Origin of the sequence: Streptococcus sp. 9903, from assembly GCF_013276625.1 — a bacterium.
Taxonomy (GTDB): domain Bacteria; phylum Bacillota; class Bacilli; order Lactobacillales; family Streptococcaceae; genus Streptococcus.
Genome location: NZ_VMLI01000017.1, coordinates 23,083 through 30,041, shown reverse-complemented (window position 1 = coordinate 30,041; position 6,959 = coordinate 23,083). Strand labels below are relative to the sequence as shown.

At 38.8% G+C, this 6,959-nt stretch carries 10 protein-coding genes; 9 read left to right on the top strand and 1 reads right to left on the bottom strand.

Annotated elements, in window-relative coordinates:
* Nucleotides 1–138, bottom strand: a 138-nt coding sequence (locus HT696_RS07775; RefSeq protein ID WP_173283509.1) for a helix-turn-helix domain-containing protein, incomplete at its 3' end; no start/stop codon positions are given.
* Nucleotides 139–345: 207 nt separating this feature from the next.
* On the opposite strand from HT696_RS07775, the gene mltG reads away from it, so the two are divergent.
* The 9 genes from mltG to HT696_RS07730 all read left to right on the top strand — a co-directional run bounded on the left by mltG (nucleotide 346) and on the right by HT696_RS07730 (nucleotide 6,959).
* Nucleotides 346–2,010 (top strand): endolytic transglycosylase MltG, encoded by a 1,665-nt coding sequence (mltG, locus tag HT696_RS07770; RefSeq protein WP_173282868.1) that lies wholly within the window; start codon nucleotides 346–348, stop codon nucleotides 2,008–2,010.
* A 61-nt stretch (nucleotides 2,011–2,071) separates the two neighbouring features.
* On the top strand, nucleotides 2,072–2,554 hold the full coding sequence (gene greA, locus HT696_RS07765; protein ID WP_000818760.1) for a transcription elongation factor GreA: 483 nt from the start codon (nucleotides 2,072–2,074) through the stop codon (nucleotides 2,552–2,554).
* A gap of 75 nt (nucleotides 2,555–2,629) precedes the next feature.
* Nucleotides 2,630–3,994 (top strand): amino acid permease, encoded by a 1,365-nt coding sequence (locus tag HT696_RS07760; RefSeq protein WP_173282867.1) that lies wholly within the window; start codon nucleotides 2,630–2,632, stop codon nucleotides 3,992–3,994.
* 100 nt (nucleotides 3,995–4,094) lie between these two features.
* Entirely contained in the window at nucleotides 4,095–4,505 is a 411-nt protein-coding gene (locus tag HT696_RS07755; protein WP_173274610.1) for a GNAT family N-acetyltransferase, read from the top strand.
* A gap of 44 nt (nucleotides 4,506–4,549) precedes the next feature.
* Nucleotides 4,550–4,708: a hypothetical protein gene (locus tag HT696_RS07750; RefSeq protein WP_173274609.1), complete on the top strand. Its 159-nt coding sequence runs from the start codon at nucleotides 4,550–4,552 to the stop codon at nucleotides 4,706–4,708.
* A 255-nt stretch (nucleotides 4,709–4,963) separates the two neighbouring features.
* Nucleotides 4,964–5,164 (top strand): F0F1 ATP synthase subunit C, encoded by a 201-nt coding sequence (locus tag HT696_RS07745; RefSeq protein WP_001054562.1) that lies wholly within the window; start codon nucleotides 4,964–4,966, stop codon nucleotides 5,162–5,164.
* Nucleotides 5,165–5,198: 34 nt separating this feature from the next.
* Nucleotides 5,199–5,915 carry a F0F1 ATP synthase subunit A gene (gene atpB / locus HT696_RS07740; RefSeq protein ID WP_000392851.1) on the top strand — a complete coding sequence of 239 codons (717 nt, stop codon included), beginning with the start codon at nucleotides 5,199–5,201 and terminating at the stop codon, nucleotides 5,913–5,915.
* Nucleotides 5,916–5,928: 13 nt separating this feature from the next.
* Nucleotides 5,929–6,423, top strand: a complete 495-nt coding sequence (atpF, locus tag HT696_RS07735) for a F0F1 ATP synthase subunit B (RefSeq protein ID WP_112444247.1) — start codon at nucleotides 5,929–5,931, stop codon at nucleotides 6,421–6,423.
* The gene (locus tag HT696_RS07730; protein ID WP_173282866.1) at nucleotides 6,423–6,959 is read left to right on the top strand and encodes a F0F1 ATP synthase subunit delta; all 537 of its coding nucleotides are present in this window, start codon (nucleotides 6,423–6,425) and stop codon (nucleotides 6,957–6,959) included. The genes atpF and HT696_RS07730 overlap by 1 nt, the downstream gene beginning before the upstream one ends.

Below are 6,959 nucleotides of genomic sequence, written 5' to 3'. Positions count from 1 at the left end.
GTTTCGTTTGACTTCTTTGGAAACAGTAGTCGGGTCTTTTAGAATGGATTGTCCAATAGCTTTGAAGGTTTCACTGCGCTCTAAACCTAATTGGATATCATTACGGTCTGAAAGGGTAAGGTGTTTATGTTTTGTCATAGTAGACCTCGTTTCTAACTCAAACGTCTCACACTTAATTCCACCATAAAAATCCGTTTTAGACTAATTTCCACTTTGGTCAGGCAAGTGGAAGTTACTTTGAGAAGTTACAGAGTATAAAAAATAAGCTAGGAAAAGTATCATAGGTTGCTTTTCTTGGACTTTTAAGATATAATATTATGGATTGTCAACAAGGAGGAAAAACTTTTGAGTGAAAAGTCAAGAGAAGAAGAGAAATTAAGCTTTAAAGAGCAGATTCTGAGAGATTTAGAAAAAGTAAAAGGCTATGATGAAGTTCTGAAAGAAGATGAGGCAGTAGTTCGCACTCCTGCAAATGAACCTTCAGCTGAAGAACTCATGGCTGATTCCTTGTCAACGGTAGAGGAGATTATGAGAAAAGCTCCTGCTGCGCCTACTCACCCAAGTCAAGATGTACCAGCTTCTCCAGCAGATGAGATTCAAAGAGAAACTCCTGGTGTTCCAAGTCATCCAAGTCAAGATGTACCTTCTTCTCCAGCGGAAGAAAGTGGATCAAGACCAGGTTCAGGTCCTGTTAGACCTAAGAAACTTGAAAGAGAATACAATGAAACCCCAACAAGGGTAGCTGTTTCCTATAAGACGGCAGAGAAAAAAGCAGAACAAGCAGGTCCAGAAACACCTATGCCTGCTACAGAAACAGTGGATATCATCAGCGATACACCACGTCGTAGCCGTAGAGAAGGAGCAAAACCCGTTAAGCCTAAGAAAGAGAAGAAGTCACATGTGAAAGCCTTTGTGATTTCATTCCTTGTATTCCTTGCCTTGCTCTCAGCAGGTGGTTACTTTGGTTACCAGTACGTGCTAGATTCTTTGTTACCTATTGATGCTAATTCTAAGAAATATGTGACGGTTGGAATTCCAGAAGGTTCAAACGTTCAAGAAATCGGTACGACGCTTGAAAAAGCTGGTTTGGTAAAGCATGGTCTGATTTTTAGCTTTTATGCCAAGTATAAAAATTATACCGATTTGAAAGCAGGTTACTACAATTTGCAAAAGAGTATGAGTACAGAAGACTTACTCAAAGAGTTGCAAAAAGGTGGAACAGATGAACCACAAGAACCTGTCCTTGCGACTTTGACAATTCCAGAAGGTTATACTTTGGATCAGATTGCTCAAGCTGTGGGTCAATTGCAAGGTGACTTCAAAGAGCCTTTGACAGCGGATGCTTTCCTAGCAAAAGTTCAAGATGAGACGTTTATCAGTCAAGAAGTTGCCAAATATCCGAGTATACTTGAAAGCTTGCCTACAAAGGAAAGTGGCGTTCGTTATCGTTTGGAAGGATATCTTTTCCCAGCTACTTACTCTATCAAGGAAAGCACAACTGTTGAGAGCTTGATTGATGAGATGTTAGCTGCTATGGATAAGAACCTATCTCCTTACTATAGTACTATCAAATCTAAAAACTTGACTGTCAATGAGTTGTTGACCATTGCTTCCTTGGTCGAAAAAGAAGGTGCCAAGACAGAAGATCGTAAGCTCATTGCCGGTGTATTCTACAATCGTTTGAATCGTGATATGCCACTTCAAAGTAACATTGCAATTTTGTATGCCCAAGGAAAACTGGGGCAAAATATCAGCCTAGCTGAGGATGTTGCGATTGATACCAACATTGATTCACCTTATAATGTTTATAAAAATGTAGGTCTCATGCCTGGTCCAGTCGATAGTCCAAGTCTGGATGCGATTGAGTCAAGCATCAATCAAACTAAGAGCGATAACCTCTACTTTGTAGCAGATGTCACAGATGGCAAGGTCTACTATGCTAACAATCAAGAAGACCACGACCGCAATGTCGCTGAACATGTCAACAGCAAATTAAACCAAACAAACTAAAATTATGTGATACTTCACATAATTTTCTTTCGAAAATATCATCAGAAGAAAGTTGAGAAAAATGGCAGAAAAAACATATCCTATGACCCTTGAGGAAAAGGAAAAACTTGAAAAAGAATTAGAAGAATTGAAATTAGTTCGTCGACCAGAAGTGGTAGAACGCATTAAGATTGCCCGTTCATACGGTGACCTTTCAGAAAACAGTGAGTACGAAGCAGCGAAGGATGAACAAGCCTTTGTTGAAGGACAAATCTCTAGCTTGGAAACAAAAATCCGCTATGCTGAAATCGTCAATAGCGACGCAGTTGCCCAGGACGAAGTAGCGATTGGTAAAACAGTCACCATCCAAGAAATTGGTGAGGACGAAGAAGAAGTTTATATTATCGTAGGTTCAGCTGGTGCGGATGCCTTTGCAGGTAAAGTTTCAAATGAAAGCCCAATTGGACAAGCCTTGATTGGCAAGAAAACAGGTGACACAGCAACGATTGAAACACCTGTTGGTAGCTATGATGTAAAAATCTTGAAGGTTGAAAAAACAGCCTAAAAACAGAAAAAAGGAGTGGGGAGGCTATGCGCTTCACTCACTCCTTTTTCCATTTTAAATTGAATTGGAGACGATATGAGTTCAAAGAAGAAAAAAAATAAGATGGAGCGTGGTCTAACCAATCGTCACGTGCAGGTTATGGCCATTGCGGGAACAATCGGAACAGGACTCTTTCTGGGAGCAGGTCGCTCTATCAGCCTAACAGGTCCTTCCATTGTACTGATTTATATGATTACTGGGGCCTTCATGTTCCTCATGATGCGTGCGGTTGGGGAAATGCTCTACCAAGATCCTGAGCAACATACCTTTATCAACTTTATCACGCGTCATTTGGGTAAGGGCTGGGGCTATTTCTCGGTTTGGTCTTATTGGCTATCTGTTGTCTTTATCGGTATGGCGGAAATCACTGCTATCGCACATTATGTGCAATTTTGGTTTCCAACTTGGCCGAGTTGGATGATTGAGATTGGATTTTTGACTATTCTAGCCTTGGTCAATCTGATTGCGGTGAAGCTCTTTGGAGAAGTTGAGTTTTGGTTTGCGATGGTCAAGATTGTGGCTATTTTAGCCATGATTGCAACAGGGGTCTTTATGGTCTTGACAGGCTTTAAGACACCTCATGGAGTAGCAAGTTTGGCTAATATTGCCGACAATTTCTCCCTCTTCCCAAATGGTGGAGTGAACTTTGTCATGGCCTTCCAGATGGTTTTCTTTGCCTACCTCATGATTGAGTTTATTGGGGTAACGACTTCAGAAACAAAAAATCCACGCCAGGTCTTGCCAAAAGCCGTTAAGGAAATTCCTTTGCGTATCGCCTTTTTCTACGGTGGTGCCCTCTTAGCCATCATGGCTATCATTCCGTGGCGTGAACTTGCATCGGCTGATTCTCCCTTTGTTACAGTATTTGAGTTAGCAGGTATCAAGTGGGCGGCAGCCTTGATTAACTTCGTCGTTTTGACGTCAGCAGCATCTGCTCTTAACTCAACCCTTTATTCAACAGGACGTCATTTGTATCAGATTGCCCATGATTCACCAAATCCATTCTTAAAGGCTATTAAGGCAGATACTCTTTCCCGTCACAACGTACCACAAAATGCCATCATCGCCTCAGCAATTTTGATTGCCCTAGCAGCCTTTATCAACGTATTGCCAGGTGTTTCTGATGCCTTTGCCTTGATTACGGCATCGTCGTCTGGTGTCTATATTGCCATTTATATCTTAATCATGGTGGCTCACCTTAAATACCGCAAGTCACCAGACTTTATGGCGGATGGCTATCTCATGCCCCATTATCGTTTCCTAAATCCTTTAACCATGCTCTTCTTTGCCTTTGTCTTTGTAACCCTCTTTTTACAAGAGTCTACATTTGTAGGAGCAATCGGCTCAGCTATCTGGATTATCGGTTTCGGTATTTATAGCCAGTGGAAATTTAGAAAATAGATTAAAGACTCACCAACTCAGGTTGGTGGGTTTTTGCTAGTTTGACAGTCTATTGAAATAAGACTATAATCAAGTTGTAATAGTGTTTGAGGAGGTTTAGATGTACTTTAGATTGGAAAACAAGGAGTCTCAGAAAGCACAAGAAATTGGGAATTTGATTCGTGTTTATAACCGTTCAAAACGAGAAGATGCCGAAAGTGAGCCACTTAATCTTTATGTCGAAGATGAAAAGGGCAATCTCCTGGCAGGTTTGATAGCAGAGACTTTTGGAAATTGGCTAGAAATCGAGTATTTATTTGTAAAAGAGGAATTGAGAGGACAAGGAATCGGTTCAAAACTATTGCAGCAAGCAGAAACTGAAGCTAAGAATCGAGACTGTCGTTTTGCTTTTGTCAATACTTACCAGTTTCAAGCTCCAGATTTTTATAAAAGGCATGGCTACAAGGAAGTCTTTACCTTACAAGACTATCCCTACATTGGGCAAAGATATTATTACCAAAAGGATTTGTAAGGAGAATATGAAATCATAAAGTAAAGAGGGGGCTTGACATAAGTATGAAGGAGATTCTTGATAAATACCAGTTAAATCCTACAAATTGTGTCTTTCTGGGCAATATTGGGTACAATGCAATGACAGCTGAGAAATTGGTAATCAAGTCCTATCAGGTTAAGAAAAGAAGCGATGCCGTCGATATTTTGAAATCCTATATTTAAACTTAACACTCTCTATTTTTTTAAATTGACCTTAATCCGAGATTCCCCTCTCGGATTTTGTGTTGCTTTCATTAAATTTACAGGTAAGACTTGCTAGCTTCAGTAAATATACACAAGCTTTTCAGAATAGAGTGAAATACGAAAGAAAATGGAAGTAATTTTCATTAAACGCTTCCAATGTGCAAAAAAAGTTGACAAATTTAAATTTTAGGACTACACTAAGTAAGTAAATTTTATTTTAAAGGAGAATTCGTTATGAATTTAACATTTTTAGGCTTATGTATTGCCTGTATGGGCGTATCTGTCGGTGAAGGTTTATTGATGAATGGACTGTTTAAATCAGTAGCACGCCAACCAGATATGCTTTCTGAGTTTCGTAGTTTGATGTTTTTAGGTGTTGCCTTTATTGAAGGAACTTTCTTTGTAACTCTTGTCTTCTCATTTATTATCAAATAAATACATGGAACGAGAAGAAAAGGGAGGATTTTAGATGGAAGAAAGTATTAATCCAATCATCTCTATTGGTCCTGTTATCTTCAATCTGACTATGTTAGCCATGACCTTGTTGATTGTGGGAGTTATTTTTGTCTTTATTTATTGGGCAAGCCGCAATATGACCTTGAAACCCAAAGGAAAGCAAAATGTACTTGAGTATGTCTATGACTTTGTTATTGGATTTACAGAACCTAACATTGGTTCGCGCTACATGAAAGATTACTCACTCTTTTTCCTTTGTTTATTTCTTTTCATGGTGATTGCCAATAACCTTGGCTTAATGACAAAGCTTCAAACGATCGATGGGACTAACTGGTGGAGTTCGCCAACCGCTAATTTACAGTATGACTTAACCTTATCTTTTCTTGTCATTTTGTTGACACATATAGAAAGCGTTCGTCGTCGTGGATTTAAAAAAAGTATAAAATCTTTTATGAGTCCTGTTTTTGTCATACCGATGAATATCTTGGAAGAATTTACAAACTTCTTATCTTTGGCTTTGCGGATTTTTGGGAATATCTTTGCAGGAGAGGTCATGACGAGTTTGTTACTTCTTCTTTCCCACCAAGCTATTTATTGGTATCCAGTAGCCTTTGGAGCTAATTTGGCTTGGACTGCATTTTCTGTCTTTATTTCCTGCATCCAAGCTTATGTCTTTACTCTTTTGACATCTGTGTATTTAGGGAATAAGATTAATATTGAAGAGGAATAGAAAGGAGTAACTGATGCACGTAACAGTAGGTGAATTGATTGGTAATTTTATTTTAATCACTGGCTCTTTTATTCTTTTGCTAGTCTTGATTAAAAAATTTGCATGGTCTAATATTACAGGCATTTTCGAAGAAAGAGCTGAAAAAATTGCTACTGATATTGACAGTGCTGAAGAAGCCCGTCAAAAAGCAGAAGTATTGGCTCAAAAACGCGAAGATGAATTGGCTGGTAGCCGTAAAGAAGCCAAGGCAATCATTGAGAATGCGAAAGCAACAGCTGAGAAAAGTAAGGCTAGTATTTTAGTAGATGCTAAACTAGAAGCAGGACGCTTAAAAGAAAAAGCAAACCAAGAAATTGCTCAAAACAAAGCTGAAGCTTTACAAAGCGTTAAGGGTGAGGTAGCAGATTTGACCATCAGCCTAGCTGGTAAAATCATCTCACAAAACCTTGACGGTCATGCCCATAAAGAACTCATTGATCAGTATATCGATCAGCTAGGAGAAGCTTAATGGACAAGAAAACAGTAAAGGTAATTGAAAAATACAGCATGCCTTTTGTCCAATTGGTACTTGAAAAAGGAGAAGAAGCCCGTATCTTTTCAGACTTGACTCAAATCAAGCAAGTTGCTGAAGAAACAGGTTTACCTTCTTTTTTAAAAAAAGTGACAGTAGATGAGTCTGACAAGAAAAAAACGATTGCTTTTTTCCAAGACTCTGTGTCACCTTTATTACAAAACTTTATCCAGGTTCTGGCCTACAATCACAGAGTAAATCTTTTTTATGATGTGCTTGTAGATTGCTTGAACCGACTTGAAAAAGAAACAAATCGATTTGAAGTGACGATTACTTCAGCTCATCCTTTAACAGATGAACAAAAGAGTCGCTTGCTCCCTTTGATTGAGAAAAAAATGTCTCTGAAAGTAAGGAGTGTAAAAGAACAAATCGATGAAAGTCTCATTGGTGGTTTTGTCATTTTTGCCAATCACAAGACAATTGATGTGAGTATTAAACAACAACTTAAAGTTGTTAAAGAAAATTTGAAATAG